The sequence below is a fragment of the Microbacterium sp. B35-04 genome (assembly GCF_010634885.1).
Classification (GTDB): domain Bacteria; phylum Actinomycetota; class Actinomycetes; order Actinomycetales; family Microbacteriaceae; genus Microbacterium.
Genome location: NZ_MWLP01000058.1, coordinates 39,622 through 64,402 on the forward strand (window position 1 = coordinate 39,622; position 24,781 = coordinate 64,402).

The 24,781-nt window shown below is 68.9% G+C and carries 25 protein-coding genes; 13 read left to right on the forward strand and 12 right to left on the reverse strand.

Annotation, left to right across the window (positions count from 1 at the left end; translation table 11 throughout):
• Positions 1-45: 45 nt before the first annotated feature.
• The 4 genes from B1729_RS13790 to B1729_RS13805 all read right to left on the reverse strand — a co-directional run bounded on the left by B1729_RS13790 (position 46) and on the right by B1729_RS13805 (position 6,540).
• Positions 46-2,328, reverse strand: a complete 2,283-nt coding sequence (locus B1729_RS13790) for a hypothetical protein (protein ID WP_204318925.1) — start codon at positions 2,326-2,328, stop codon at positions 46-48.
• A gap of 73 nt (positions 2,329-2,401) precedes the next feature.
• Positions 2,402-4,687 carry a PQQ-binding-like beta-propeller repeat protein gene (locus B1729_RS13795; protein ID WP_163633264.1) on the reverse strand — a complete coding sequence of 762 codons (2,286 nt, stop codon included), beginning with the start codon at positions 4,685-4,687 and terminating at the stop codon, positions 2,402-2,404.
• Between the two features lie 234 nt (positions 4,688-4,921).
• Positions 4,922-6,058 carry a winged helix DNA-binding domain-containing protein gene (locus tag B1729_RS13800; RefSeq protein WP_239539644.1) on the reverse strand — a complete coding sequence of 379 codons (1,137 nt, stop codon included), beginning with the start codon at positions 6,056-6,058 and terminating at the stop codon, positions 4,922-4,924.
• 50 nt (positions 6,059-6,108) lie between these two features.
• A complete protein-coding gene (locus B1729_RS13805; protein ID WP_163633266.1) occupies positions 6,109-6,540 on the reverse strand; it encodes a helix-turn-helix domain-containing protein in 432 nt (143 codons plus the stop codon).
• A gap of 112 nt (positions 6,541-6,652) precedes the next feature.
• Here B1729_RS13805 and B1729_RS13810 point away from each other — a divergent pair, with 112 nt between their 5' ends.
• From B1729_RS13810 to B1729_RS13830, 5 genes are all read left to right on the forward strand, one after another.
• A complete protein-coding gene (locus B1729_RS13810) occupies positions 6,653-7,018 on the forward strand; it encodes a DoxX family protein (protein WP_163617618.1) in 366 nt (121 codons plus the stop codon).
• A 96-nt stretch (positions 7,019-7,114) separates the two neighbouring features.
• Positions 7,115-7,459 (forward strand): metalloregulator ArsR/SmtB family transcription factor, encoded by a 345-nt coding sequence (locus B1729_RS13815; protein ID WP_163617617.1) that lies wholly within the window; start codon positions 7,115-7,117, stop codon positions 7,457-7,459.
• The gene (locus tag B1729_RS13820; protein ID WP_163633268.1) at positions 7,456-8,115 is read left to right on the forward strand and encodes a dihydrofolate reductase family protein; all 660 of its coding nucleotides are present in this window, start codon (positions 7,456-7,458) and stop codon (positions 8,113-8,115) included. The genes B1729_RS13815 and B1729_RS13820 overlap by 4 nt, the downstream gene beginning before the upstream one ends.
• On the forward strand, positions 8,112-8,573 hold the full coding sequence (locus B1729_RS13825) for an SRPBCC domain-containing protein (protein WP_163633270.1): 462 nt from the start codon (positions 8,112-8,114) through the stop codon (positions 8,571-8,573). Before B1729_RS13820 ends, B1729_RS13825 begins: the two co-directional genes overlap by 4 nt.
• 172 nt (positions 8,574-8,745) lie before the next feature.
• The gene (locus B1729_RS13830; RefSeq protein ID WP_163633272.1) at positions 8,746-10,443 is read left to right on the forward strand and encodes a VWA domain-containing protein; all 1,698 of its coding nucleotides are present in this window, start codon (positions 8,746-8,748) and stop codon (positions 10,441-10,443) included.
• A 226-nt stretch (positions 10,444-10,669) separates the two neighbouring features.
• Here the strand turns inward: B1729_RS13830 and B1729_RS13835 are convergent, their stop codons facing one another.
• On the reverse strand, positions 10,670-10,885 hold the full coding sequence (locus B1729_RS13835) for a hypothetical protein (RefSeq protein ID WP_163617613.1): 216 nt from the start codon (positions 10,883-10,885) through the stop codon (positions 10,670-10,672).
• Positions 10,886-11,071: 186 nt separating this feature from the next.
• On the opposite strand from B1729_RS13835, the gene B1729_RS13840 reads away from it, so the two are divergent.
• The 4 genes from B1729_RS13840 to B1729_RS13855 are packed head-to-tail and all read left to right on the forward strand — an operon-like array spanning position 11,072 to position 14,651.
• Positions 11,072-12,040, forward strand: coding sequence for an ABC transporter ATP-binding protein (locus B1729_RS13840; protein ID WP_163633274.1), 969 nt, complete (start codon positions 11,072-11,074; stop codon positions 12,038-12,040).
• A complete protein-coding gene (locus tag B1729_RS13845) occupies positions 12,037-12,825 on the forward strand; it encodes an ABC transporter permease (RefSeq protein WP_163633276.1) in 789 nt (262 codons plus the stop codon). The genes B1729_RS13840 and B1729_RS13845 overlap by 4 nt, the downstream gene beginning before the upstream one ends.
• A 15-nt stretch (positions 12,826-12,840) precedes the next feature.
• Positions 12,841-14,037 carry a sensor histidine kinase gene (locus B1729_RS13850; protein WP_163633278.1) on the forward strand — a complete coding sequence of 399 codons (1,197 nt, stop codon included), beginning with the start codon at positions 12,841-12,843 and terminating at the stop codon, positions 14,035-14,037.
• Complete coding sequence (locus B1729_RS13855; RefSeq protein WP_163633280.1) at positions 14,034-14,651, forward strand: response regulator transcription factor; 618 nt, start codon at positions 14,034-14,036, stop codon at positions 14,649-14,651. Before B1729_RS13850 ends, B1729_RS13855 begins: the two co-directional genes overlap by 4 nt.
• A gap of 120 nt (positions 14,652-14,771) precedes the next feature.
• Here B1729_RS13855 and B1729_RS13860 read toward each other — a convergent pair whose 3' ends face one another.
• The 3 genes from B1729_RS13860 to B1729_RS13870 all read right to left on the reverse strand — a co-directional run bounded on the left by B1729_RS13860 (position 14,772) and on the right by B1729_RS13870 (position 17,185).
• Positions 14,772-15,299: a DUF1269 domain-containing protein gene (locus tag B1729_RS13860; RefSeq protein WP_163617608.1), complete on the reverse strand. Its 528-nt coding sequence runs from the start codon at positions 15,297-15,299 to the stop codon at positions 14,772-14,774.
• A 138-nt stretch (positions 15,300-15,437) separates the two neighbouring features.
• A complete protein-coding gene (locus B1729_RS13865) occupies positions 15,438-16,229 on the reverse strand; it encodes a nucleotidyltransferase domain-containing protein (RefSeq protein ID WP_239539645.1) in 792 nt (263 codons plus the stop codon).
• Positions 16,230-16,312: 83 nt separating this feature from the next.
• Positions 16,313-17,185: a helix-turn-helix transcriptional regulator gene (locus B1729_RS13870; protein WP_163633284.1), complete on the reverse strand. Its 873-nt coding sequence runs from the start codon at positions 17,183-17,185 to the stop codon at positions 16,313-16,315.
• A 163-nt stretch (positions 17,186-17,348) separates the two neighbouring features.
• On the opposite strand from B1729_RS13870, the gene B1729_RS13875 reads away from it, so the two are divergent.
• Complete coding sequence (locus B1729_RS13875; protein ID WP_163617605.1) at positions 17,349-18,329, forward strand: aldo/keto reductase; 981 nt, start codon at positions 17,349-17,351, stop codon at positions 18,327-18,329.
• A 55-nt stretch (positions 18,330-18,384) separates the two neighbouring features.
• A complete protein-coding gene (locus B1729_RS13880; protein WP_163633286.1) occupies positions 18,385-19,221 on the forward strand; it encodes an alpha/beta fold hydrolase in 837 nt (278 codons plus the stop codon).
• A 71-nt stretch (positions 19,222-19,292) separates the two neighbouring features.
• Here the strand turns inward: B1729_RS13880 and B1729_RS13885 are convergent, their stop codons facing one another.
• Positions 19,293-19,793, reverse strand: coding sequence for a GyrI-like domain-containing protein (locus B1729_RS13885; RefSeq protein ID WP_345770816.1), 501 nt, complete (start codon positions 19,791-19,793; stop codon positions 19,293-19,295).
• A gap of 84 nt (positions 19,794-19,877) precedes the next feature.
• Between B1729_RS13885 and B1729_RS20790 the strand changes: the two genes are divergently transcribed.
• Positions 19,878-20,102, forward strand: coding sequence for a hypothetical protein (locus B1729_RS20790; RefSeq protein ID WP_239539646.1), 225 nt, complete (start codon positions 19,878-19,880; stop codon positions 20,100-20,102).
• The gene (locus tag B1729_RS20795) at positions 20,083-20,484 is read left to right on the forward strand and encodes an HAD-IA family hydrolase (protein ID WP_275575850.1); all 402 of its coding nucleotides are present in this window, start codon (positions 20,083-20,085) and stop codon (positions 20,482-20,484) included. The genes B1729_RS20790 and B1729_RS20795 overlap by 20 nt, the downstream gene beginning before the upstream one ends.
• Before the next feature lie 138 nt (positions 20,485-20,622).
• Here B1729_RS20795 and B1729_RS13895 read toward each other — a convergent pair whose 3' ends face one another.
• The 3 genes from B1729_RS13895 to B1729_RS13905 form a co-directional block, all read right to left on the reverse strand.
• Positions 20,623-20,892 (reverse strand): hypothetical protein, encoded by a 270-nt coding sequence (locus B1729_RS13895; RefSeq protein WP_163617601.1) that lies wholly within the window; start codon positions 20,890-20,892, stop codon positions 20,623-20,625.
• Between the two features lie 170 nt (positions 20,893-21,062).
• Positions 21,063-22,532, reverse strand: a complete 1,470-nt coding sequence (locus B1729_RS13900; protein ID WP_163633310.1) for an NAD-dependent succinate-semialdehyde dehydrogenase — start codon at positions 22,530-22,532, stop codon at positions 21,063-21,065.
• A gap of 160 nt (positions 22,533-22,692) precedes the next feature.
• Entirely contained in the window at positions 22,693-24,630 is a 1,938-nt protein-coding gene (locus B1729_RS13905) for an FAD-binding monooxygenase (RefSeq protein WP_163633290.1), read from the reverse strand.
• Positions 24,631-24,781: the final 151 nt, after the last annotated feature.

The following is a 24,781-nucleotide window of genomic DNA, read 5'->3' on the forward strand; positions in this document are numbered from 1 at the left end:
CTCATCGTCGATGAGGCCCGGCCGTGACTCACTCGGAGCTCGTGCTCACCCGGAGCTGGTGGCGTCATAGGGCACCGTGCGCACGGTGCTCGCCCCGTCGGCGGCGCGTGTCGCCTCGACGCGGACGGTACCCGCGGGAATCGAACCGGTGCGGCAGGGGAAGCTCGCGACGGCGTTTCGGCCGGCGGCGACGTCCGGGAACGTCTTCTGACCGTAGGCCGTCGTGATCGTCACCGCGAGCGCACCCTCCTCACGATTCGCCACCTTCACCCGGAGGTGCACCGTCGTGCCGAGGGGGCGCGGCTCCACGAGCACATCGACGTCGATGAGGCCCGGCCTTGCACCGTCCTGGACGGCGACGAGGTTGAGCCCTCGCATCGTGTAGATGACGCCGTTCTCGTCGATGTCGAGGTGCGGTCCGCTGTACCAGCCGCCGTCGATGTCGGCGACGACGGTCGACAGCTGCTGAGTGCCGGCGTCAACCCGGAAGAGCGTCGTGTCGGACACACCATAGACCGTGCCGTCGAAGTAGTTCAGTGCGCCGAAGTCGGTCGCGACGCCACTGACGTCCACCACGCGCACGACCATCCGGCTCTGAAGGTCGATGACCACGAGTCCGCTCGCCCGTCTCCCGAGAGCGAACAGGTGACGGCCATCGGTCGCGAGCGCGGCGATTCCCGTGGGGAGCCCCGGATCGACGCGCCACAGCTCCGTATGGGCGACCGGGTCCCACGCGACGACGGTGCTTCGCGGGCCGTCGGTGTAGAGATTGTCACCGCCGAGGTAGGCGACCCCGTCCGCCGTCGCGACGGCGCGCACCATCTGCCGCGCGTCGATCGGATTCACCGTGGTGGTGTGAGCTGAGCTCACGGGGTCGTAGGTCGTGACGGAGCCACCACCCCCGGTGTCGTTCTGCGCACCGAGCAGAACCAGCCCGTTCACGGCATCCCAGCACACATCCAGCGGGCGGTTCTGGCCAGCCGTGGGGGCGACCACCTGTGCGGGCGGATGGCCCGACGCGGGGTCGTATCGCCAGATCCCCTGGGAGTTGTACTGCCCGGTGTAGAGGACGCCGTCGACGATCACGCCGTCCTTCGCCTCACCCGCCAGTCGTATGCGCGAGACCGTCCCCGTTGCGAGATCGAGCCGGCTGATGGCGCCGGTGCCGCCGACGTACACCGAGCCGCCACCGGCGGCGATGCCCATCACCGCCTGCGGGTCAGCGGGAGCGCCGACGTCCAGCAGCTCCGTGATCGTGCTGGTGCGCGTCGCGGGGTCCACTTCGGCGACGAACCCGTACTCGGATGCCCCAACCAGGCGATCACCCGCGAGATCGAGACCCCAGAGCATGGCGAGGTCGCCCGTCTGGAGGTTGGTGATCTTCTTGGTGACCCGGGAGTACGCCATGACGCTCGGCGCCTTCACGTAGTAGATGTCGTCTCCCCGTCGGCGGAGCTGCACCCCCGTCTGCGGGATGACCTCGTAGGTCGACGGTGCGGCAAGGTTCAGCAGGAGCGACTTGCCGGGTCCCTTGAGTCCGACGCCGAGCAGATCGTCCAGCACCGACAGCGAGGTGACCGAGACGGCGGCCGCGACCTCGCGCGGCAGGACGTCGGCGAACAGACGGGTGCTGCGATCGAAGGCGAAGAGCTTAGCGGTGCTGCCGGCGCCGCCGGCGAGCGTGGACCCGGTTCCGAAGTAGACGGTCGACGCGGTTGCTGCCACGGCCTGGGAGATCGTGGCCCCGGGGTCGGGAGTTCCCCAGTTGGTGGCCGCACCGGTCACGGGGTCGACCTCCCAGAGCGACGGCGCCTTCGGCGGCTCACCGCCGCCGGCGACGTAGATCCTGCCGTCCGGGGCGACGGCGAGGGCACGCACATCCCGGTCGCCGGTCGTGGCCAGCGGTGTCGCGGGCAGGGCGGGCGTGGTGAGGTCCCACCTGTGCACGCTCGCACCGGTGTCGTCGTCCTTGCGGAGAGTGCCGATGTACAGCGCCGTCCCGTCCGGCGAGGCGACCATCGCCTGGACCGCGTACCCGGAGTCGAGATCCGTGCGGCTGGTGACCGTGCGGCTGGTCAGATCGAAGCCGATCACGCGGGCCGGCTGCAGATTACGCGACCCGATGTAGAGCGTGTTCCCCACGACGAGACTGCTCATCAGCGGGAACTGCACCACACCCGGACCGAGGTCGCGGATGCGCACCTCGCCGAGTCCGAGCGCAGCGCGTGGCTGCGCCAGGGCGGCATCGCCCGGCCGCAGTGTCATCGCGATCGCGACGGTGCATGCGGTGCCGATCAGCATCTGCCGTCGAGTGAGCTGGGTGGTCATCGATGATCCTCTCTCTCGTCCACCGCGCCTGTGCGGCGGACTCTCCTCGTGTCGGGTCCCCCTCGAACAGCGATCAGCGGCATATGACGGCCTCGAAGACCGCCGGGTTGGACGTCTCCAAACCGTCCGACGCGCGGGCCGCCCGCACCGTCACCGCACCGGACGGCGCGCTCGTCGAGCGCGTGTGGAACGTCGCCGTGGCGCTCTTTCCGGGAGCCACCGAGGCGAATGCCTTCTCGCCGTACGGTGTCGTGATCGTCAGCACGATCGGCTCCGGCCCGTCGTTCGTCGCGCTCACAATGACGTGCGCCTTCGAACCGAGGCAGCGGGCCTCCGCCACGACGTCCACGGGGATCGGCCGATCGTCGATCCGCACCAGGTTCCGACCCTGCAGCGTGTAGAGGTTGCCGAGCTCGTCGTTGGTGATGTGCGCACCGCTGTACCAGGCGCCGTTGATGTCGGGGACGACCTCGGTGACGGCGAAGGTGGCCGGGTGGAACCGGAACACGTCCGTGTCAGACACGCCGTAGACGACGCCGCGGTTGGTCACGAGAGCCGCGAACCCGCTGCTGACCGAGCTGACGTCCGCGGTGTGCACGACGGTGCGCTGCACCAGGTCGACGACGAAGAAGCCGCCCTTGCGGGTCAATCCGTACAGGTGATCCCCCTGCACCGCGAGCGCAGAGACGCCTGCGCCGGGGAGCGGGGCGATCCGCCAGGCCTCCTCGCCGCTGACGGGGTCGACCGCGACGACGGTGCCGGGACCGTCCGCGTTCTGGAGGCCGCCACCGAGGTACGCCACGCCGTCACGCGTGGTGACGGCGCGAACGTACTGCTGGGCGTCGATCGGGTTGAGCAGCATGTCGGACTGGCCGGTCGCCGGGTCGTACGTCCACAGCGAGCCGCCTCCGACGGTGTCGGACTGCACCCCGACCAGCGCGAGCTTGTTCACGTCGTCCCAGTGCACGTCCTGCGGGCGGTTCTGCTCGCCCGGGAAGTCGGCCGCCTGGCTGAGCGGAAGACCGTCGGTGGGGTCGTATCGCCAGATGCCCTGCGAGCTGTACTGGCCCGTGATGAGAACGCCGTCGACGGAGATGGCGTCTTTGGCCTCCCCCGGCGCGCGCAGGTAGTCGACGGATCCGGCCGCGAGGTCGTGGTGCGCGATGGCGCCGGTCCCTCCGACGTACACCGAGCCGAGCCCGGCCGCCAAGCCCATGGCCGCCTGCGGCGAGGCGGGTGCGCCGGCCGTGACGAGATCGGTGATGACGGACGTTCCCGCGGCCGGATCGATCTCGGCCACGAAACCGAATGCGGAGGTGACGACCAGCTTGTCGCCCCTGTCGTCGACCCCCCAGATCTCGCCGAGGGAGGGTCCGTCGAACGAGAGCTGTTCGATCGCCCCCGAAGCGGGGGCGTACGACATCACGCCGGCCTCGTTGGCGAAGTACACCGTGTCGCCGATCATCGCGAACTTCTTGGCGGTCTTGCCGATCGAGGTCGCTATCGAATAGCTCGTGAAGTCGCCGAGGTCCATCGCGGCGACCTTCGACTGCTCGGTCGATGCAGCCGATCCCACCATGAGCGTGTCGTCGAAGACCGCCAGTTCGCGGATGCTCGGATCGTTCTGCATCTCCGCCGGGGTGATGTTGGTAGAGGCGCCGGTCGCGCGATCGTAGGCGTAAAGGCCGGCCCTCGCGGCGCCGCCGCCGAAGAGCGTTCCTCCTCCGTAGAAGACCGTCGTGTCGGTGGCGGCCACCGCCCGCGCGCCGGTCGCCGACGGGTCGGGGGAACCGAGGTCCGTCACCAGACCGGTTCCGGGATCGTACTCCCACAGTGGCGGCGGGGTGGGACCGCCGTCTCCGACCGCGAACACGTGGCCATCGGGGGCGACGGCGATGGCCCGCACATTGCGGTTGCCGATCCGACCGATCGGGACGGCTGGCTCCTGGGGCGTGGTGACATCCCATCGGTAGAGATTCGGCTGAGGCCCGGTGGCGTTCTGCAGCACCCCGGCGTAGACGTACCGCCCCGTGGGGTCGGCGGCCATGGCCTGCAGGGAGTGGCCCGTGTCGAGGTAGGTGACCGCGGTCACCTTGCCGGTCGGCACGTGGACGGCGACGATCCGCGCGGGCTCCACGTTGCGCGATCCCACATACAGCGTGTCGCCGATGGTCACCGAGCTCATCAGCGAGAACTGGACGACCGCGGGCCCGAGGTCGTCGATCTGTGGTGGGGCGGATACCGCCGTGGGTAACGGCGACGCCGACGCCGTGGCGGGCACGCTGCCCAGCACGGTTGCGACAGCGATGACTCCGCCGACCAGAAGGGCAGCACGTCGGGTGATCTGTGGCCTGTCCATGAGAACGCCTCTCCGTTGAACGCGTGGATGCGACCAGTGAAGAAGACGCGGCCCGGAGACGCAATGAATCTGGGCACAAACGCACAATTCCACACATCGCCCGTGCGGTTCAGGTGTTCAGGGAGCCGGATGATCGTCTTTCTCGGGAAACCGCCCGGAGAATCCGGCCCACCTTCAGGCTCCTATCCAGAACAGCCGCAGCGCCGATGTGTGCCTTTTTGTGCGTTAGCGGGTTCAGCTGCGCGGGTCAGCGGTGATGAAGTCGCGGTAGCGGTCCAGCGCGGCGGCGACTTCCGCGTCGGTGGAGGCATCCGTCGTGAACAGCTCGGGAATGGGGTCGTCGGCGTGGCGGCCGACGGCGACCGAATGCGTCCACACGCCTACGATCTCGCCGCGCGCGACGATGATGGGCCGCACGATCCCGTTCATCGACGGACCTATCGCCTTCAGGAACTCCGGCGCGCAGGCCACCGTGCGATCGGCGTACGAGATGTAGTACTCCTCGAACGGCGGGAGGGCGACGACCTCGGGCGCCGAGGCGACGCGCCGGGGCGGCGCCGTCGCGGCGACATACTGGGGCTCCGGTTCGTCCGCGACGAGGGTGAGCCGAGCGGATGCCGCCTCCGCCGCGGAACGTGCCACCCCCAGAGGCAGCCCCGTCCACCAGGCGAAGTCCCGTGCTCCCGCGGGCCCGTGGGACTGGATGAAGCGGGCGAAGAGCTCCGCGAGAGAGTCGTGAGGTGTGGCGACCTCGACGATCCAGTCGTCGGTCAGCACGAGGTACTGCTCGCGGGTCGGGCCGCTCTCGCGCGCCACGACGGGCCCCTGGCAGATGACGCCGCGCAGCGAGAGCGCGACGAGCAGGTGATAGCCGCGCTGCTTGACCGTCGACACGCCGGCCCGCTCGAGCACCTCGAACGTCTCCTTGCGCGTGAGGCGATTGCCGCCGCCGAGCGCGGCGCGCACCGCCGCCTCGGCCCGGTCCAGCTCCGTGTCGTCGATGCCCTCGGCCCGGTGCACCGCCGCCGCCTGGCGGCGCTGTCGATCGGCCGTGATCGACAGGACCCAGGCGAGGTCTTCGGCGGGGATGAGGTGGATGGTGCCCCGCATCGTCCACGAGCGCACGATCTCACCACGGTCGAACGCGGCGTCGACGTCGCGGATGGTGGTGCGGCCGGTCGTGCGCGCTGCGATCGCCCACCGCCCGCCCCAGAACTCCTGCGCCTGCGTCGCGAGCATGTGCCGTGCGGCCTCCGCGATGGTGGGCGCCGGTGCGCTCAGGCGGTGCGAGCGAAGGCGCTCGTGGCGGATGGTCGAGGCCGCGCCTGCGCTGCGGGAAGCTCCGGCCACTGGAGGGGGCGTGCGGATCATGCGCCCATCATGGCGCAGACCGGGGACGTCGGCTGCCTCGATCGCCGGCGTCAGCGCTGGTGCGCCGCGTCGTATGCCGCGCGGGACTCCTCGACGCGGGGCTGGTTCTCGATCGCCCAGTCGGCGAGCGCCATCGCGAGCTGGATGAGTGTTCCGCCGAGTTCGGTCAGCTCGTACTCGACCCGCGGGGGCACCTCGGCGTGCACCGTTCGCGTGATGAGCCCGTCGCGCTCGAGCTGGCGCAGCGTCAGGGTCAGCATGCGCTGCGAGATACCCGGGATGCGGCGCTGCAGTTCGGTGAACCGCAGCCGCTCGCGGCGCAGGGTGCTGACCACAAGCAGCGACCACTTGTCTCCGATGCGGTCGAGCACGTCGCGGATCGCGCGACCGTGGTCTGTGCCCGCCGGGTCACCCTCGCACGAACGCTCGTATCCGGTCGGGGCGGGATCGCCCGCGACCTCGACGGTGAGTGTCTTCGCCATCCGATGTCACCTACTCACACCCATGTGCCTTTTGCACGCGTCCTTCGCGTGACGCATCATGAGGTTGCTTACAAACAGTAACAGACCCCACGATTCTTCCCCTGGAGTACTGATGATCATCACCCTCTGGATCCTCAACGGCCTGCTCGCCCTCGCATTCATCGCCGCCGGCACCATGAAGATCGCCCGTCCGAGGCCCACCCTCGTTGCGAGCGGCATGGCCTGGGCCGACGACTTCACCGACCCGACGGTCAAGCTCATCGGCGCCGCGGAGGTGATCGGCGGCATCGGCCTGATCCTCCCGCTCCTCACGGGCATCGCCCCGATCCTCACCCCGATCGCCGCCACCGCACTGGCCATCGTGATGATCGGCGCGATCGCCGTCCACGTCCGCCGCAAGGAGTCGGCGACGCCGTCGATCGTCCTCGCCGTGCTCTCGGCGGCGAGCGCCGTGCTCGGATTCCTGGTCGTTCTCTGACCCGACCGACGAGGAGATGAGCGGATGCCGGTGCCGGCCGCATCCGCTCATCTCCTTCTCTTGACGTGCCGCCCCAGACGCGGAATAGTTAGGCATATGCCTAACTATTCCGACGAGCTGGATGCGGTGCTGCGCGCGCTCGCGGATCCCACTCGACGGATGGTGGTGGAGCGGCTCGCGAAGTCCCCAGCGGTCGTGTCGGACCTCCTGGGACTGGTTTCGATGACGTTGCCCTCGCTGCTTCAGCACCTGCGCGTCCTCGAAGACGCGCGAGTGGTGACGTCGAACAAGCAGGGACGAGTGCGCACCGTGAGCCTGCGACCCGGCGCGCTCGACGTCCTCCATCTCTGGCTCGGCGACCAGCGAACGTCCGCCGAACGTCAGGCGGACCGCCTCGGCATCCATCTCGCCCGCGCAATCACCAAAGGAGACCTCGCATGACCCGCGTCCGCATCGGCCTGTTCGCATCGCTCGATGGCTACACCGCCGCGCCCGATCCGTCCTCTGACAATCCGATGGGTGAGGATTGGGGACCCCTCACGACGGCATACGCAGCGACTCGCACGTTCCGGCAGAAGGTCCTCGGCGACACGACCGGCGCGGGGACGACCGGCATCGACGATTCTTATGCCTCGGCGTATTTCTCAGGCGTCGGCGCAGAGATCATGGGCGCGGCCATGTTCGGCCTGCACGCGAACCCCGGCGACCCGGACTGGAAGGGCTGGTGGGGCGACGAACCGCCGTTCGGCTACCCGGTCTACGTGCTCACCCACTCGGCGCCCCGCCCGTCGATCGCGATGGACGGCGGCACGACGTTCCACTTCCGCGGCGGCGCCATCGAGGACGTTCTCGCGGAGGCCACGGCCGCCGCCGGCGGACTCGATGTCCGGGTCGGGGGCGGTGTGCGCACCGCCCAGGAGTTCCTGCGCGCCGGCCTCGTCGACGATCTGCACGTCACGATCGCGCCGATCGTGCTCGCCCGGGGCAACCGCGTGTGGGACGACCTCCGCGGCCTCGAGCACACGCACCGCGTGACCACGGAGGTCGCCGAAAGCGGGACGATCCACGTCACCTTCACCCGAGAGGGGCAGCGATGACGATCGAGCGCCGACTCGCCCACGCCGGGTTCACCCTCACCCGTGACTATCCCGTCCCCGTCGAAAGAGTCTGGCGTGCGTTCGCCGACGAAGAGCAGAAGCGCAACTGGATCGGAGACGGCGACACCTTCGAGCCCCGCGAGTGGGCGTTCGACTTCCGCGTCGGCGGGCGCGATGTCGACGAGGCGAAGTTCCACGGTGGCCCGGTGTCCCGGTATGAGGCCGTCTACACCGACATCGTCGAGCACGTCCGCATCGTCACGACCTACGACATGTGGCTGGACGGCGCCCACATGTCGACCTCGGTGGCGGCGTTCGAATTCGAGCAGATCCCCGAGGGCACCCGGCTCACCCATGCCGAGCACGGTGTCTTCTTCGACCAGTTCTGGGCCGACGGCCCCAATCGCGAAGAAGGCACCCGCGGCCTCCTCGAATCGCTGGGCAGACAGCTCCGATAATGTCTTGCCGGGAGCACCGGCGACCAGGCGCACGGTCCGTTTCGGCTCTTCTCCGCCGTCGCCTATACTCCACTGAAGTCCCCCCAACGTACGATGCCGTATTTCTCGATACGACGTCGTATCCCCGCACGCGGGCCCCCACCCGCCGTCCATCGGAGTGCATGTGGTTCGAATGCAGCCGAACACGCCCGCCGGCGACAACGCCCCCACGCGCGCGGCCGCGCGTGCCGCGCAGCACCGGAAGCGCTCGCTGATCCTCCTGGCCGTCATCCTGACGCTGGCCGTCGCGATTGCGGTCGTGCTCGGCATCCTGTTCCTGCGCGGCGCCGCGGACGAACCCGAGACGGCGCCGCCGGCGGCGGGCGAGTGTCTGCCGTCGGCCCTTCGCATCACCTCGGATCCCGCGGTCGCCGGAGCGCTCGAGGCGATCGTCGCCGACCTGCCGGGATCCGGGTCCGACTGCCCGGACGTCACGGTCCGCGCCGAGGACAGCGCCGTCACGGCGGCCGCGTTGGCTGCGGGGTCGGCGCCGGACTTCGACGTCTGGGTCCCCGACTCCGCGATGTGGCCGGCGCGGGCGACCGGCCAGGCGGAACTGACGGGCGTCGACGCAGCGGACCTCGTGGTCGGCGCCACCGTAGCCACCACCCCGGTCGTCTTCGCGACCACCGAACCCACCGCGACGGCGCTGCAGACGGAGGGCGCGGGCTTCGCGACCCTCGCCGGACGCACGGTCGCCGCCGTACTGCCGGATCCGGCGACAGTCGCTGCGAGCTCTGCCGCGCTGCTCGCCCTGCAGACCGCGCTCGGCGGAGACGCACGGACGTTCACCGCGCTCGCACTCGCCCTCGACACCGGCGTCGTTCCCACCGCGGCCGACGCGCTGGCCGCGGCAGCGGCCTCAACGACGCCGACCATCGCCATGACGACCGAACAGGCGGTGCTGGAGCAGGGCGACGACGCGGCGACTCCCCTGGTGCCGGTCTACCCCGCCGACGTGAAGCCGGCGGTGAGCGTGCCGCTCGTGACGCTCGCCGACGCCTCGGGTGACACGCTCATGGCCGTGGACGCGCTCGCCGCAGCGATCGCGGACGCCGGCGACCAACTCGCCGAATACGGCCTGCGCGATGCGGAGGGCAACGCTGCTCCGGGCTCCACCGCGGAGGCTGCCGAGGACCCCGGTGCGGCAGCCGAGCCGAGCGACAGCGCGAACCAGGCAGAGGTGCTCCGTACCTGGCAGATTCTCACTGCGCCGTCGCGAATGCTCTCCCTCAACGACGTCTCGGGATCCATGCTCCAGCCGGCGACGGCCGACATGCGGCGCATCGACCTGTTCGAACAGGCCGCGGTCCGCGCTGTCAACTCACTCTCGGCCGACTCGTCGCTCGCCACGTGGGTGTTCTCCAGCCGGCGGATCGGCGGCCAGGACTGGCAGGAGATCGTCCCGTTCGGTCCGCTGGGCGATCCGGCTCACAAACAGCGCACGATCGACACGGCGAACGGGCTCGACAGCCTCGTCGGCGGCGGGACGGGGCTGTACGACAGCGTGCTGGCAGCGGTGCAGTACATGCGCGACACGTATGTCCCCGGTCAGATCAACCTGGTCCTGCTCAACACCGACGGGTACAACGAGGACGATGACGGCCTCGACCTGCCGGCGCTGCTCACGCAGCTCGAAGCGCTGCGTGATCCGGCGAAACCCGTCGCCGTCATCGCGATCGGCTACGGACCCGACACCGACCAGGCCGCCCTGGAGCAGATCGCCGCTGCGACCGACGGTGCGGCGTATCAGGCGCTGCAGCCGACCGACATCGGCACGGTGCTGGTGGACGCCGTCACGCAGCGCGGCTGCCGTCCGAACTGCGGCTAGGCCGGGAAGCTTCGGCCTGGACGTCCCGGGCCGCGGCTCTCGTCCGTAAGCTGACGGAATGAAGTCGGATGCTGTGGACCCGAGAGTCTGCCCGACCTGCGGCGATCCCCTGCGCTTCGAGATCCTCGACGATGAGCGCTTTCTCGTTGCGTGGTCGTGTGTGAACTGCGGACTCGTCCGCGCCACCGAGCCGGCGTAGAAGCGGCTGCGGCCGCCGCTACTGCTGCTACTCCGTATCCTTCTCGACCCACGTCACCATGAGGTAGGGGCTGTACACGTAGACGATCCTGTCGCCCTTCCACGGGATCTCGATCGTGCCCTTGCCCGCGTTCATGGCGGTGAGGATCTGCGAACGAACGGCTTCCCACGCCTTCTCATCGGTGAACCGGAACTTCTTGTAAACCGTCTCCGGGCCGATGTACAGGCTCACGTCCGTTGTCATGGAACGCACTCTATCGAGCCGCGCGGTCGGTCCGTGACGCGGTCGGCTCGGTGCGGACCTCGCCCGCTACTTGGCACCCTGTCCCTTCCGGGAGAGTCGCCGGCCACTGCATCGGTGACAGATGTCATCGTCAGGTCGTGACGCGGGGCTGAGGCAGTACGACGCGGCCACGGCGAGGCTGGTGGCATGTACGAGACGCACCTCATCCATCCGGCCCGGCTCACCCGCTCGGCGCCCGGTTCGAACGACCAGGTCGCCGCCGTTCAGCTTTCGAGCCTGGCGAAGTCCTACGGTGCCGTACGGGCGGTCGACGATCTCACCATGCGCGTCGAGCGCGGTGAGATCGTCGCCGTTCTGGGCCCCAACGGCGCAGGCAAGTCGACTGCTGCCGAGTTGATCCTCGGTCTGGCGAAACCGGACGCCGGCTCCGCCACGGTCTTCGGCCTCGACCCGCTCACTGCGGTTCGTGCGGGTCGGGTCGGGGCGATGCTTCAGGTGGGCGCGCTGCTCGCCGACACCCGGGTGATCGACATCCTCGAATTGATGTCCGGTCTGCACGCCCGGCCGCTCGCCGTGCGTGAGGTCGTCGAACGTGCCGGCCTCGGCGGATTTCTCAAGACGAGGACGGACCGGCTGTCCGGCGGTCAGGCTCAGCGCCTGCGATACGCGCTGGCACTGCTGCCCGACCCCGACCTGCTGATCCTCGACGAGCCCACCGTCGGGATGGATGTCGAGGCGCGCCGTGATTTCTGGCGTTCGATGCGCGAATTCGCCGACGCCGGGCGGACGGTCCTGTTCACAACCCACTACCTCGACGAAGCCGATGCCTTCGCCGATCGGATCATCGTGCTCGCCCACGGCCGGGTCGTGGCCCAGGGAACCGGTGACCAGATCCGCTCGCGCGTCGCGGGGCGCACCATCACGCTCGCAGCCGGCGGCGTCGACTCGGCCTCCCTGCGAGCGCTGCCCTGCGTCGTCGCGATCGTGAGGGTCGGGGCCCGATGGCACCTGCACACCACTGAATCCGATCGCACGCTGCGCGCCCTCCTCCGCGATGATCGCGCCCGCGACGTCGAGGTCACCGCCGCCACGCTCGAGGACGCCTTCCTCGCACTCACCACCACGCCCGACGCCGACCGAGGAGCAATCTCATGACCGTGTTCACTGACCGGCGCCGAACCAGCCGCGCGACCGGGCTGCCACCGGCACTCCATTACGCGCTGCACAGTGCCTCGCTCACAGCGAGGAACGTCACCTTCGTGGTGTTCACCGTCATCATGCCCGTGACGCTGTATCTGATCTTCTCAACCATCTACGGCGGCGAGTCCGAAGCCGGGCTCGCCTCGACGATGATCATGGTCTCGATGGCCGCGTACGGCAGCCTCGGCGCGGCGATGAGCGGGGGCGCACAGCTCGCGCTCGAGCGTCGGTCCGGCTGGTTTCGCCAATTGATGATCACGAGCGTGCCGCCGCGCGACTTCCTGTGGGCCCGAGCGGCCGTGACCATGTTCCTCGTTCTCCCCGCGCTGCTCCTCGTCTTCATCGCCGGCGCAGCCATCGGCGGGGTCTCCGCCACCGCCGGCCAGTGGCTCGCCTCGCTGGGCCTGCTCTGGATCGGCCTTCTGCCGATGACGGTGCTGGGCATGGTGGTCGGGGTATGGGTCAAGGCGGAGGCCGTCCAGGGCGTGACGACCATGCTGCTCCTCGCCCTTTCGCTGCTCGGTGGCCTGTGGTTCCCGGTCGATGCCATGCCGCCGGTCATGGCGGCGGTGGCGCCCGTCCTCCCCACATACTGGCTGGGAGAACTCGGCCGCTTCCCCTTCCTCCCCGACGCCGACTTCCCCTCGGGTGCGATCTGGGTGCTCCTGGCATGGTCGATCGTCCTGACAGCCGTGGGTGCGCTCGGCTATCGTCGAGCCGCGGCCACCAGCAAGCGCTGAGCACGAGGAGGTGCCATGGCTCGATCCATCCTCAACGGCCTGCTTCAGCCCGCGCCCTTCGGGCCGGGGGACGATCCCGAGGCCGCGCCGTGGGCGCTCCCCGGCGGTCCGACCGACCTGCCGTATCGCTGGCGTCGGGTGCGGCCGAACCTCTTCCTGACCTACCTGGTCGGCATCGTCTTCCTCGTCTTCGCAATCCCGACCATCGCCGTCGGGGTGGGTCCGGTCGGGCTCGGCCTGCGGGCGGGCTACCTCGTCGTCTTCGCCACGGCCTATGTCGGCGCAGCCTGGACGGCCGACGCCCCGCTCTGGCTCCGCTCGTGCTACGTCGCCGGGTTCACGGGCTTCGTGGTCAGCGGGGCGCTGCTGTGGGGATGGGAGTTCGCCAACTTCGGGGCCTACCCCGCGATATTGACGGCCACCCTCATCCCGTGGCACCAGGCCCGCTTCGCCCTCCTCGGCTGGGCGCTGGCGCTCAGCCTGGCCGGGCTGCTGGGCGGGCTATGGATGCCGGTCCTCATCGCCGCGCTGTCCCTCGGCGTGGGGCTCGGGATAGCGGGTTGGTTGGAGAGCAGCCGGATCAGACGCATGCTGGAGCGCAGCCAGACCAGGGTGGCGATGCTCACGGTGGCCGCCGAACGGGCCCGTATCAGCCGCGACCTGCACGACATCCTCGGCCACTCGCTCACCGCCATCACGATCAAGTCGTCGCTGGCGGCCCGCCTCGCCGACACGGAACCCTCCGCGGCGAAGGAGGAGATGGCTGCCGTCGAGGCGATCGCCCGCCAGGCTCTGAGCGATGTCCGCGCCACCGTGTCGGGACTGAATGAGATCCGGCTCGCCACCGAGATCGCCAGCGCGCGGTCGGTGCTGCTCGCGGCCGGCATCGATGCCCGCACGCCCGCGGCACTTCCGGCGTTATCCGATGCCGTCAGCGAGCTGTTCGGGTACGTGGTTCGCGAGTCGGTCACCAACGTGGTCCGGCACGCGGAGGCGACGTGGTGCGTCATCGACGTGGACGAGCACCGCGTCGAAGTGCGCGACGACGGCGTCGGACCGGGTAAGGAGCGGGCGGGGCACGGGCTGAAGGGGCTGGCGGAACGGGTCGCCACCGCCGGCGGCGTGATCGAGATCGCGGCCGCACCCGGGGGCGGCACGTCGGTCCGCGCCGACCTCACCTCGTCGCCACAACCGAACCGGAGTGCGCCATGATCCGGGTGCTCATCGCCGACGACCAGGCGATCATCGCCGAGGCGCTCGCCGCACTGCTGCGCACCGAGCGCGACCTGGAGGTGGTCGCCCTGGCCCACAGCGCGCCGGACGCGGTCCGCCGAGCCGTCGAGTTCGCTCCCGACGTCGTGCTCATGGACGTGCAGATGCCCGGCACCGACGACTGCAGAGACGGCATCGACGCCACGGCGGCGATCGTGGCCGCCGACGCCGCGGCGAAGGTGATCGTCTTGACGACCTTCGGTCGCCCTGGCTATCTGCGGCGCGCGATGGAGGCGGGAGCCGTCGGGTTCATGGTGAAGGACGCCTCGGCCGACCGATTGGTGGACGCCATCCGGCGTGTCTCCGCGGGACTGCGAGTGGTCGACCCGATGCTGGCCGCTGCCAGCCTCAGTATCGGCGCTTCACCGCTCACCGAGCGGGAGACGGAGGTACTGGCAGCGGCCGCCGGGGGCGGGTCATCGGCCGTCATCGCCGCGGCCACCTTCCTGAGCGAGGGCACCGTGCGCAACCACCTGTCAGCGGCCATCGGCAAGCTCGGTGCGGCCTCGCGCGCCGAGGCCGTCCGGATCGCAACCGACAACGGCTGGTTGTGAATCGCACACCCCCGACAGCAGGCGTCGTGAGGCTCTGAGCCCGCTGGTGGCCACGGCCGTGATCTCGCGTGAGGTGGCGGCAGAGGGGCCCGGCGCTCGCGCACCGGGCCCATCAGCAGCTCAGGAGTTGATCTGCTCGACGACGTCGTCCGCCGACTCCTCGATCGCCTTGCGCAGCTTCTCGTAATCGTCGGAGTCGATCGCCTTGCTGATGCGCTTGTCGGCCCTGGTCAGGGCCTTCTCGACGTTGTCGGCCCACTTGTCGTCGACGACCGCCACGACGGCGGAGGTCCCGGGCGCGAGGTACTCGTCGACATCGACGCCGAACTGCTTCTCCTCGCGGTTCTTCTTGATCTTTCCGAGGATCGCACCGATGCCGGCCCCGACCGCGGTGGCCGCCAGCAGCGGCGGCGCGAACAGGCCGACCACCACTCCGGCACCCGCGCCCCACGCCACACCGTGTCCTACGGACTTGTCGCCGTGCTCCCTCACTTGGACCTTGCCGTCCTTGTCACGGACGAGCACCACGGCGCCGATGATCTCGTACCCGCCGGCGTCCTGGCCGCTTCGGAGGGCTTGGTAATCGTCCGCCGCGGAGGCCGTGTCGTCGTACGAGCCGACTACCAGTGCGAGGTTCTGCGTACCCATCGATCTCTCCTTCGGTTGATCTCCGAAAGCGACCGGCCGGTCGCTTCCGGACTCTGGGTCAGGGTGCTGTGATCCTATTGCGCAGCCCACGCGCTGGCGAGGATCCGAAGGGTGAATTCTCTGACGGAGTCGGGTCCGTCACCGGGCCGCGGAGTCGGGTCGGGGAAGCTCGCGGAGCAGACGAACGGCGAGGCTGAGTTGCCCGGGTTCACTCCCCAGCTTCTGAAGGATGTCCGTTGCGGATCCCGTGAATCCCCGTGAGTCTATGGCGAGACGGGCGACGTCGAGGACGAGTCCCTTCTCGTTGACAGCCCACTCACCGGCCGCAGCATGCCACGCGTGCGCGATGAGCATGACGGCGTGAGACGCGCAGAGCGCCACGTACGCGACGTCACCTCGCTTCGCTCCCTTCGCCGCGCCGTCCAACAGGAAGTCCACCTGCCAGAGGCTGCGGAGAAACGCTGATTGCAGCGCCGCAGGGAACGGCGTGAGCAGCGCTCTCATGCCCGCCAGGATGCCGTCGGGATCCTCGAGTGGCAGGGCGTTCGCGACTTCGCCGGCGTAAGCGACGTCGAGGAACCCGAAAGGGTGACCGGGTTGTGCGAAGAACGCGAACTCCCCTGCCCGTGCGCGCTCACACTGTTCGCGGACGCGGTCGACATCGCGAAGAATCCAGTCCACGTCGACGCCGTCGACCGAAAGCCACCCGCCGCCGTCGACCCACGGCCCCCAACCCCCGGGCGGCGCGATGTCGACTCGACCTCCGACCCATCGTCGCGCGAGAGCCGCGAGAGCATCGACATCGAGCAGTGCCCGGTCGTAGTAGAGGCCGAGATCGACGTCGGAGTCGGGACGGTGGGTTCCGCGGGCACGGCTCCCGCCGAGAGCCACTGCCCGCACGCCGGGCACGCCCACGAGCTCAGCTGCCATCTCTCGCAACAGGCGATCACTGATCACTCGAGCAACCATAACCAGGCGCTGAAGCGCGCGGGGCACGTTTCGGCAGACGCCACTCAAACGGGCGCGTTCGGTATGGCTGTTTCGGCCATGTTGGCGAGTAGTTGGAGGCGTTCGTGGGTAGCCGATCCGGGTTCGGCGGAGAACACGATCATCTGGAGTCCGCGGTCTGACGCGAGGTCCATTGCTTGGAAAGTGAGGTCCAGGTCGCCGACCGCGGGATGGTGGACGAGTTTCAGGCCGGTGCGGTGGTCGCGGACGTCGTGGGCTCCCCAGAGCCTTCTGAACAGATCGCTGCGCGTGGACAATTCGCCCACAAGGTCCGTCAGCTGACGGTCGTAGGGCGAGCGGCCCGCTTCGGCACGAAGCACCGCCACGATCTGGCGGGCCTGCGCTTCCCATTCCCGGTAGAAGGTCTGAGCGCGCGGTTCGAGGAAGATGAATCGCGCGGCGTTGACCGGCGGGCGGGCGCCGTCGAGCATCTCCGAGAAGAGAGCTGCCCCGAGCCGGTTGGTGGCGACAGCGTCAAGACGGCCGTTCTGCATGAAGACCGGTACCGTCGACATGGCGTCGATGGTCTGCCTCATGCCGGATGTGAGCTGCGTCTTGCGGGTGGTCCTCACTCGTTGCTGCGGGTGAGCGCCCGCGTTGGCGACGCGGATCAGGTCGTACAAGTGGGCGTGTTCGGCTTCGTCGAGTTGCAGGGCGCGGCTGACACCGTCGATGACTGCTTCGGAGACGCCTGCGGCGTTGCCCCTTTCGAGGCGTTTGTAGTACTCCGCGCTCATTCCCGCCACCAGCGCGACTTCCTCACGGCGCAGCCCCGGAACCCGTCGGCGACCGCCGAAGTCCGGGAGCCCCACCTGCGCCGGCGTGAGCCTCGCGCGCCGCGTGGTGAGAAACTCGCTGATCGCGTCCGAGGCTTCCATGCCACCGAAACTACGCCGACTCCCGGGCGCATAAGGGGTCCCTGTGGGGGCACCCATAGGTAGGGCCACGCTCACTCTGGCGAAGAAGCGTTGACTCGAACCACTACGAACTGTGGGCCATGCCCACCTCACAGGCCTAGACCGTCCGGAACGGAGAACACCCATGAAGAACGCACACCTCGGCAGCCTCGAAGTATCCCGCATCGGGCTCGGCGCTATGACGATGGCCGGCACCTACACGACCGGTGGCGGTCTCGACAACGACGAGTCCATCCGTGCCATCCACCGCGCCCTCGACCTGGGCGTCACCCACATCGACACCGCCGAGATCTACGGCCCCTACCTCAGTGAGGAGATCGTCGGCCAGGCCATCCGTGGCCGCCGCGATGAGGTGAAGATCGCCACCAAGTTCGGGCTCGTCTCCCACTCCGGCGGCGGACCGGGCGTCACCGACAGCACACCTGCGAACGTGAAAGCCGCGGTCGAGGGCTCCCTGCGGCGTCTCGGCACCGACCATATCGATCTGTACTACCAGCACCGCGTCGACCCGAACACGCCCATCGAGGAGACTGCGAGCGCGGTCGCCGACCTGATCGCCGAAGGCAAGGTGCGGCACTTCGGTCTCTCCGAAGCATCCGTCCAGACCATTCGCCGGGCACACGCCGTGCAGCGGGTTTCGGCGCTGCAGACCGAGTACTCGCTGTGGACTCGCGACGTGGAAGCGGAGATCCTGCCGGTGCTCCGCGAGCTCGGCATCGGCTTCGTCCCCTACTCGCCTCTCGGACACGGTCTGCTGACGGGGCAGATCCGATCGGCAGCCGACATTCCCGACGATGACTGGCGCAAGACCAACCCGCGGTTCGTGGGCGCGAACTTCGAGCGCAATCTTCGCCTCGTGGATGAGGTCCGTGCGATCGGTGCTGAGATCGGCGCGACGCCCGCGCAGACGGCGCTGGCGTGGATTCTCACCCGTGGCGACGACATCGCCCCCATCCCGGGCACTCGGCGCGTGGCGCGCGTCGAGGAGAACACCGCCGCCGGCACGGTGGAACTCACGGCGGACCAGGCCGACCGCCTGACCGCGCTCGAACCCGCTGCTGGTGAGCGACACGACGAGGCCAACATGGTCTCCATCGACAAGTGACCGCGAGGGGCGAGCGGGAGTTGATGTGCCGGCCGGTCTCTGCGACGGTACTTGCATGACGGACCAGACATCCTCCGCCCCCAGGCCCGAGACCGGCTACGTAGAGCTCGGTCAGCTTCGCATGTACTACGAGGTCCATGGCGATGTCGCCGACGGCACACCGCTGGTGCTGCTGCACGGCGGCCTGTTCGACATCGAGCAGCAGTTCGGCGCGCTCATCCCCGACCTCGCGGTCGGGCGGGGAGTTGTGGCGGTGGACTTCCAGGGGCACGGGCGCACGAACGACATCGACCGGCCGTTCTCTGCCGCCGCTTTCGCCGAAGATGTGCTGGGCGTGCTCGACCACCTTGGAATCGGGCATGCGGACATCTTCGGTTTCAGCGTCGGCGGGGCCGTCGCGCTCGACCTGGCCATCGACCACCCGGAACGGGTCAGGCGGCTCATCGTCTCGTCGACGTCGTTCGCCGCATCCGGCATGCGCGGATCTGAGAACGCGGATGCGGTGGGCGCGATGACCGTTGACATGATCGCCGGCACGCCGATGGAAGCCGCCTATCTCGCGAAGTCGCCACACCCCGACCTGCAGCATCTCCAAGTGCTGCTCGACAAGCTCGGCGCGACGTACGAGGGCGGGTTCCCTGATCGCACGGAAGCGGAGCTTCGCGCGATCGCGGCGCCGACGCTCATCACCGTGGGCGACGCCGACATGGTCTCTCTCGAGCATGCGGTGGAGTTTCTGCGCCTCCGCGGCGGCGACGTGAATGGCGATTTCGTCGGTGTTCCGGCGTCTCAGCTCGCGGTGTTTCCGGGCACGACCCATTTCTTCGGGCTGGCGCGAACTGACTTGGTCCGCGATGTGGTCGTCGGCTTCCTCGACGACCCCGCCGCTTAGGGAGTCACCGCGACAGCCGACAGTTCGACAGGCTCGCGAGCAGGTCTACCGACCTCTTCGAGCAGCGAACCTCAGCGTGTGAGGAAGGCGAGTTCTGTCTCCCAGCGGGTCTTGCGCGGCTCGGTGCGCGGATCGGTGACATACATCTCGAATCGCCCGGCCCACCTGGTGCCTGCACCCGATTCGTCGACGTCGAATCGGATCTGCTGCGCTTCGGCCCATTCGAAGAGGAGCCGGTGCGCGCGCATCGAGTGGTTGATGTACCGCAGCACGACGTAGTCGCCGGCGGGCATCGCGCCTCGCATGACCTTCTCGTCACCCGGGGCTGTCGCGAAGGCGCCGACCTCGATGTCCATCTCGCCGGCCATGTCGACGGTGTGCAGCCGCAGGTAGAACGAACCGACCGGCTGGACACCGCGAGCCTGCATCCAGTCGATGAGCTCGGCGAGTAGGCGATCGCGTTCCGCGAGCATCCCGCGAAATGGGGTGCGCTTTCGCATCCCCAAAGTGGGGCGCGAATTCCGATGTTCTACATGCGGGCCGTCGACAACCTCCACGTCGGTTCCCTTCACCAGAGGCGATCTCGACAGTACTGCACACCGTTCGAGATCTAGGCGTTAGAGTTGCGCGGTATGCCAGGTCCGGACCGAACTGCGGTGCTCTTCGACGTCGATGGCACGCTCGTAGATGCCGTCGCGAATCAGCGGCGGATCTGGGCGCGCTGGGCCGATCTGTTCGGGCTGGACGGCGAGCAGGTCTACGCACTCGCGCTGCGATCGCGTCCCGCCGAAACAGTTGCGCGCTTCCTGCCACATCAGGAACGCGCGGAAGCGCTCGAGCAGTTCCAGCGGCTCGAGGACGATGACGTTCGGGGGGGGTGACTACCGGGCGTTCGCCGGCGCCGGCCGGTTGCTGCGAGACATGGAGGCCGGCAGCTGGGCTCTGGTCACGGCCAACCTCCGTCGGCGGGTGGAAGGCCGATTCCGGCGTTTGAAGCTGCCCATCCCTCCGGTGATCGTCGACGCGGAATCCACGACTCGCGGTAAGCCCCACCCTGAGCCGTACCTCGCAGCAGCGACCGCACTTCAGGTCGACCCCGCTCGCTGCCTCGTCATCGAAGACTCAGACTCCGGAGTATCGGCCGGCATCGCCGCGGGGATGACCGTCTGGAGCGTGAACAGCTCGATCCCACCGAGCGGTTCACACCGGCATTTTCCTGCACTGGCAGATGCCACCGCGGACATCATCCGGTTTGTGGGTTAGCTCGACGATTCTGGTGCGTTGACGCCACGCGCGCGGCTGATCGCTGGGATCGGCCCGCGGAACGGATCGACTCCATGGATGCACCGCCCTGGGCCCCCGGGCCCGCAGAGCGAACTTCACCGGGGTGGCGGGGCCGACCTACCAGATGGTGCCGCCGCCGAGTGAGATGCCGCCCCACGTGAGCGCGATGAAGATTGCAGCGAACACGACAGGAGCGATGCCCTTGCCGCCCCGCGCGAGGCCCTTGAGGAGGCCGATCACCGCGAGGACCGCGGCGACGATGGAAAGGCCGCCGCCCACGATCAGCCCGATGAACAGTGGGATCGGCATGAGCACGAGGCCGGCGAGGGCGAACCAGAACGCGGCCCATGCAGTCGGATTGGAGCGGCGTTCTACGGAGGAGGACATGCGTCCATTATCCCGTGTGCGCCGACCGCAGCCCGCCGAACGCGGCAGCCACTCCACACACCGACCGGGCCGACGCCCAGCCTCACGCCGATCTCCCCGCGGCAGAAAAGATGAGCGGATGCCCCCTCCCGGGCATCCGCTCATCTCATGTCATCGATTCAGGCGGGGACTCAGAACGGGTTCGGGGTCAGGGTGTACTTCGTCTGCAAGTATTCGTGGATGCCCTCGGCGCCGCCCTCGCGCCCCAGGCCCGACATCTTCCAGCCGCCGAAAGGAGCGGCGGCGTTGGAGACGACCCCCATGTTGAGGCCCATCATGCCGGTCTCGAGGCGCTCGATCATCCGCTGCCCGCGAGAGAGGCTCTCGGTGAAGACGTACGAGACGAGGCCGTACTCGGTGTCGTTCGCGAGACGCACCGCGTCGTCCTCGGTGTCGAACGGGATGATGGCGAGCACCGGCCCGAAGATCTCCTCGCGCAGGATGTCGGAGCCCGGCTGCACGTCGGTGACGACGGTGGGCTCGTAGAACGTGCCCGGCCCCTCGACCTCGTTGCCGCCGGTGGCGACCTTGGCGCCGCGGTCGACGGCATCCTGCACGAGCTGCGACGCCTTGGCGACGGCGCGGTCGTCGATGAGCGGGCCGATGGTCACGCCGTCCTCGGTGCCGCGACCGATCGTGAAGCCGTTGACGCGCTCGGTCACCCGCCGCGCGAACTCGTCGGCGACGGAGCGGTGCACGATGAAGCGGTTGGCCGCGGTGCAGGCCTGACCGATGTTGCGGAACTTCGCGAGCATCGCGCCGTCGACCGCCTTGTCGAGGTCGGCATCGTCGAAGACGACGAACGGGGCGTTGCCGCCGAGCTCCATCGAGGTGCGCAGCACGCCCTGCGAGGCCTGCTCGAGCAGACGCTGACCGACCTGCGTCGAGCCGGTGAACGACAGCTTGCGCAGGCGCGGGTCGCGGATGATCGGCTCGGATACCGCACCCGAGGTCGACGTGGTGAAGACGTTGACGACGCCCTTCGGCAGGCCGGCATCCTCGAGGAGCTTCGCGAAGAACAGGGTCGTCAGCGGCGTCAGCTCAGCGGGCTTGATCACCACGGTGCAGCCGGCGGCGAGCGCCGGTGCGATCTTGCGCGTGGCCATCGCGAGCGGGAAGTTCCAGGGCGTGATGAGGAAGCACGGACCGACGGGATGCTGCGACACGATCATGCGGCCGGTGCCCTCGGGGTTCGCGCCGTAGCGGCCCTGCACGCGAGCGGTCTCTTCGCTGAACCAGCGCAGGAACTCGCCGCCGTAAGCGACCTCGCCGCGTGCCTCGGCCAGCGGCTTGCCCATCTCGATCGTCATCAGCAGCGCGAAGTCGTCCTTGCGCTCCTGCAGCAGGTCGAAGGCGCGACGCAGGATCTCGGCCCGCTCGCGCGCCGGCGTCGCGGCCCACGCCGGGAACGCCTCCACGGCCGCGTCGAGCGCGGCTTTGCCGTCCTCGGGCGACGCGTTCGCGATCTCTTTGACGACCTCGCCGTTGCTGGGGTCGTAGACCTTCAGCGTCTTGTCGCCGGATGCCGGGCGCCACTGGCCGCCGATGAACAGACCGTCGGGCACGGACGCGAGCAGTTCGCTCTCACGGGTTTCGGTGATCGTCGTGGTCACGGGGACTCCCTTGTCGGTTCCGGATGCGGGCTGCCTGCGGCATCCGTTTGTGTCGATGTCTACCGGGCCAATTCTGCCCGTCGCCGCCGCGGCGGCCGATATACGTGATGTACAGCGGAAGAGGTTCTTTCGCCGTCGCGGAGGGCGCTCAGCCGGCGATGGTCGCCGGCTGCCGCTGAGGCAGGAACGACCGCGCGAAGAACGCGGACAGCTCGTCCGTCGCCTCGAGCGGGAAGACCCCGGCGACGTACTGATCGGGGCGCACGACCACGACCACGCCGTCGCGCGACAGCCCGCGCTCCTCGAAGATGTCGTCGGTCGTCCACGCGCTCGGGGCGGCCGCATAGACCTTCTCCCAGTCGGTGAGTCCGAGCGGTCCCGTCTTCGGCAGGAAGAGCTGGGGCACCCGCGTGAGATCCACATCTTCGTGGCGCTGCTGATAGACGACCTTCACGTCGAGCACCGCGTCGATGTCGGCGCCTTCCGGCGTGAACCGGAGGACGGGCGACTCGGGCGACGCCATGAAGGCGGCCCAGTCCGAGAGGACGGATGCCTCGCCCGCGCTCTGCGCGTCGGCGAAGGCCCCGGCCGCGGTGTCCGCAAAGGCATAGACCCGCCAGCGCCCGTCTGCGCGCGCGTGGTGCCCGAGGTGGATCGGGTTCCCGTCGCATACGCGCACTACCTCGACGGACTTGAAGCGCTTGCCCAGTGGGAAGCCTTCGGCGAGCTGCTGGTGCGCGGCATCCGTCACGATCATCGACGGGCCGTACTGCGTCATGAAGCCGGACGGGAACTCGGCCGTGCCGAGGTAGAACGTGGCGAGCTCCTGCGGGTCGGAGATCTCCTCGGGCTTGCGTGCCATGAGGGCCGACCACTCCCGGTCGAAGTCGATGAGCTGCTGCGCCACCGGCTGCCGCTCGGCGGAGTACGTCTCGAGCAGTGACGCGGGACTGAGGCCGGTGAGAACGTGCCCGAGTTTCCAGCCGAGGTTGAAGCCGTCCTGCATCGAGACGTTCATGCCCTGCCCGGCCTTCGCGCTGTGCGTGTGGCAGGCGTCGCCGGTGAGGAAGACTCGCGGGGCGTGGCTCTGGTCGGGGTCGACGTCGTCGAACTTGTCGGTGACGCGATGGCCGACCTCGTACACGCTGTGCCAGGCGACCTGCTTCACGTCGAGCGAGTACGGGTGGAGGATCTCGTTCGCCCGGCGGATGATCTCGTCGATCGGGGTCTGGCGCACGCGGTGGTCGTCGTCGGCGGCCACCTCTCCCAGATCGATGTACATGCGGCTGAGGTAGCCGCCCTCCCGCGGGATGTGCAGGATGTTCCCGGCGGTGGAGTTGATCGCGCACTTGGTGCGCCAGTCGGGGAAGTCGGTGTTGACGAGCACGTCCATGACCCCCCACGCGTGGGCCGCGAACTGCCCGACGTGCTTGCGGCCGATCGCCTCGCGCACACCGCTGCGAGCCCCGTCGGAGCCGACGACGTACTTGGCGCGCACGGTGCGCTCCTCGCCGGCGCGCTCCCCCGCCACGTACTTGACGCGCACCTCGACCGGGTGCTCGCGCTCTTCATCCACGGTGAGGCCGACGAACTCGATGCCGTAGTCGGGCACGATCCGCCCCGGCCCCTTGGCCGCCGCCTCGGCGAAGTAGTCGAGCACGCGCGCCTGGTTGACGATGAGGTGCGGGAACTCGCTGATCTTGAACGCGTAGTCCTCGGTGCGCGCGGTGCGCACGATGTTGCGCGGGTTCTCGGGGTCGGGCCCCCAGAAGTTCATCCAGGCGATGTTGTAGGCCTCCGCGACGATGCGTTCCGCGAACCCGAACGCCTGGAAAGTCTCGACGCTGCGCGGCTGGATGCCGTCGGCCTGGCCCAGCACGAGCCTGCCGTCGCGACGCTCGATGATCCGCGTCGTGACACCGGGGAACTGCGACATCTGCGCGGCGAGCAGCATGCCCGCGGGACCGGAGCCGACGACGAGCACGTCCATCTCGTCGGGCAGGTCGGCGGGGCGGTCCATGCCGGTCCCGGCGGCATCCTGCACGCGCGGGTCGCCCGAGACGTAGCCGTGGTGGTGGAACTGCATCGGTGTCCTCCTCGGACGACGGTGTCGAGGGCTTGTGGTCAGGGGTGTCGTGTTCTATATTCGAACACGCCGTTCTACTATTGAACAGATCGTATACGACCCGCGTCGACGCGGCAAGGCCGCCCTGTCCCTGGGGCGCGATACTTCACGA

Bases quoted from the DNA above. Each gene is read 5' to 3' on its own strand.
- B1729_RS13875 (WP_163617605.1), top strand. From the start codon at position 17,349: ATGAAGAACGCACACCTCGGCAGCCTCGAAGTATCCCGCATCGGGCTC.
- B1729_RS13800 (WP_239539644.1), bottom strand. From the start codon at position 6,058: ATGATCCGCACGCCCCCTCCAGTGGCCGGAGCTTCCCGCAGCGCAGGC.
- B1729_RS13895 (WP_163617601.1), bottom strand. From the start codon at position 20,892: ATGTCCTCCTCCGTAGAACGCCGCTCCAATCCGACTGCATGGGCCGCG.
- B1729_RS13905 (WP_163633290.1), bottom strand. From the start codon at position 24,630: ATGCAGTTCCACCACCACGGCTACGTCTCGGGCGACCCGCGCGTGCAG.
- B1729_RS13855 (WP_163633280.1), top strand. From the start codon at position 14,034: ATGATCCGGGTGCTCATCGCCGACGACCAGGCGATCATCGCCGAGGCG.
- B1729_RS13825 (WP_163633270.1), top strand. From the start codon at position 8,112: ATGACGATCGAGCGCCGACTCGCCCACGCCGGGTTCACCCTCACCCGT.
- B1729_RS13830 (WP_163633272.1), top strand. From the start codon at position 8,746: ATGCAGCCGAACACGCCCGCCGGCGACAACGCCCCCACGCGCGCGGCC.
- B1729_RS13810 (WP_163617618.1), top strand. From the start codon at position 6,653: ATGATCATCACCCTCTGGATCCTCAACGGCCTGCTCGCCCTCGCATTC.
- B1729_RS13820 (WP_163633268.1), top strand. From the start codon at position 7,456: ATGACCCGCGTCCGCATCGGCCTGTTCGCATCGCTCGATGGCTACACC.
- B1729_RS13805 (WP_163633266.1), bottom strand. From the start codon at position 6,540: ATGGCGAAGACACTCACCGTCGAGGTCGCGGGCGATCCCGCCCCGACC.
- B1729_RS13790 (WP_204318925.1), bottom strand. From the start codon at position 2,328: ATGACCACCCAGCTCACTCGACGGCAGATGCTGATCGGCACCGCATGC.
- B1729_RS13860 (WP_163617608.1), bottom strand. From the start codon at position 15,299: ATGGGTACGCAGAACCTCGCACTGGTAGTCGGCTCGTACGACGACACG.
- B1729_RS13845 (WP_163633276.1), top strand. From the start codon at position 12,037: ATGACCGTGTTCACTGACCGGCGCCGAACCAGCCGCGCGACCGGGCTG.
- B1729_RS13850 (WP_163633278.1), top strand. From the start codon at position 12,841: ATGGCTCGATCCATCCTCAACGGCCTGCTTCAGCCCGCGCCCTTCGGG.
- B1729_RS13795 (WP_163633264.1), bottom strand. From the start codon at position 4,687: ATGGACAGGCCACAGATCACCCGACGTGCTGCCCTTCTGGTCGGCGGA.
- B1729_RS20795 (WP_275575850.1), top strand. From the start codon at position 20,083: ATGACGTTCGGGGGGGGTGACTACCGGGCGTTCGCCGGCGCCGGCCGG.
- B1729_RS13840 (WP_163633274.1), top strand. From the start codon at position 11,072: ATGTACGAGACGCACCTCATCCATCCGGCCCGGCTCACCCGCTCGGCG.
- B1729_RS13870 (WP_163633284.1), bottom strand. From the start codon at position 17,185: ATGGAAGCCTCGGACGCGATCAGCGAGTTTCTCACCACGCGGCGCGCG.
- B1729_RS13815 (WP_163617617.1), top strand. From the start codon at position 7,115: ATGCCTAACTATTCCGACGAGCTGGATGCGGTGCTGCGCGCGCTCGCG.
- B1729_RS13865 (WP_239539645.1), bottom strand. From the start codon at position 16,229: ATGGCAGCTGAGCTCGTGGGCGTGCCCGGCGTGCGGGCAGTGGCTCTC.
- B1729_RS13880 (WP_163633286.1), top strand. From the start codon at position 18,385: ATGACGGACCAGACATCCTCCGCCCCCAGGCCCGAGACCGGCTACGTA.
- B1729_RS13835 (WP_163617613.1), bottom strand. From the start codon at position 10,885: ATGACAACGGACGTGAGCCTGTACATCGGCCCGGAGACGGTTTACAAG.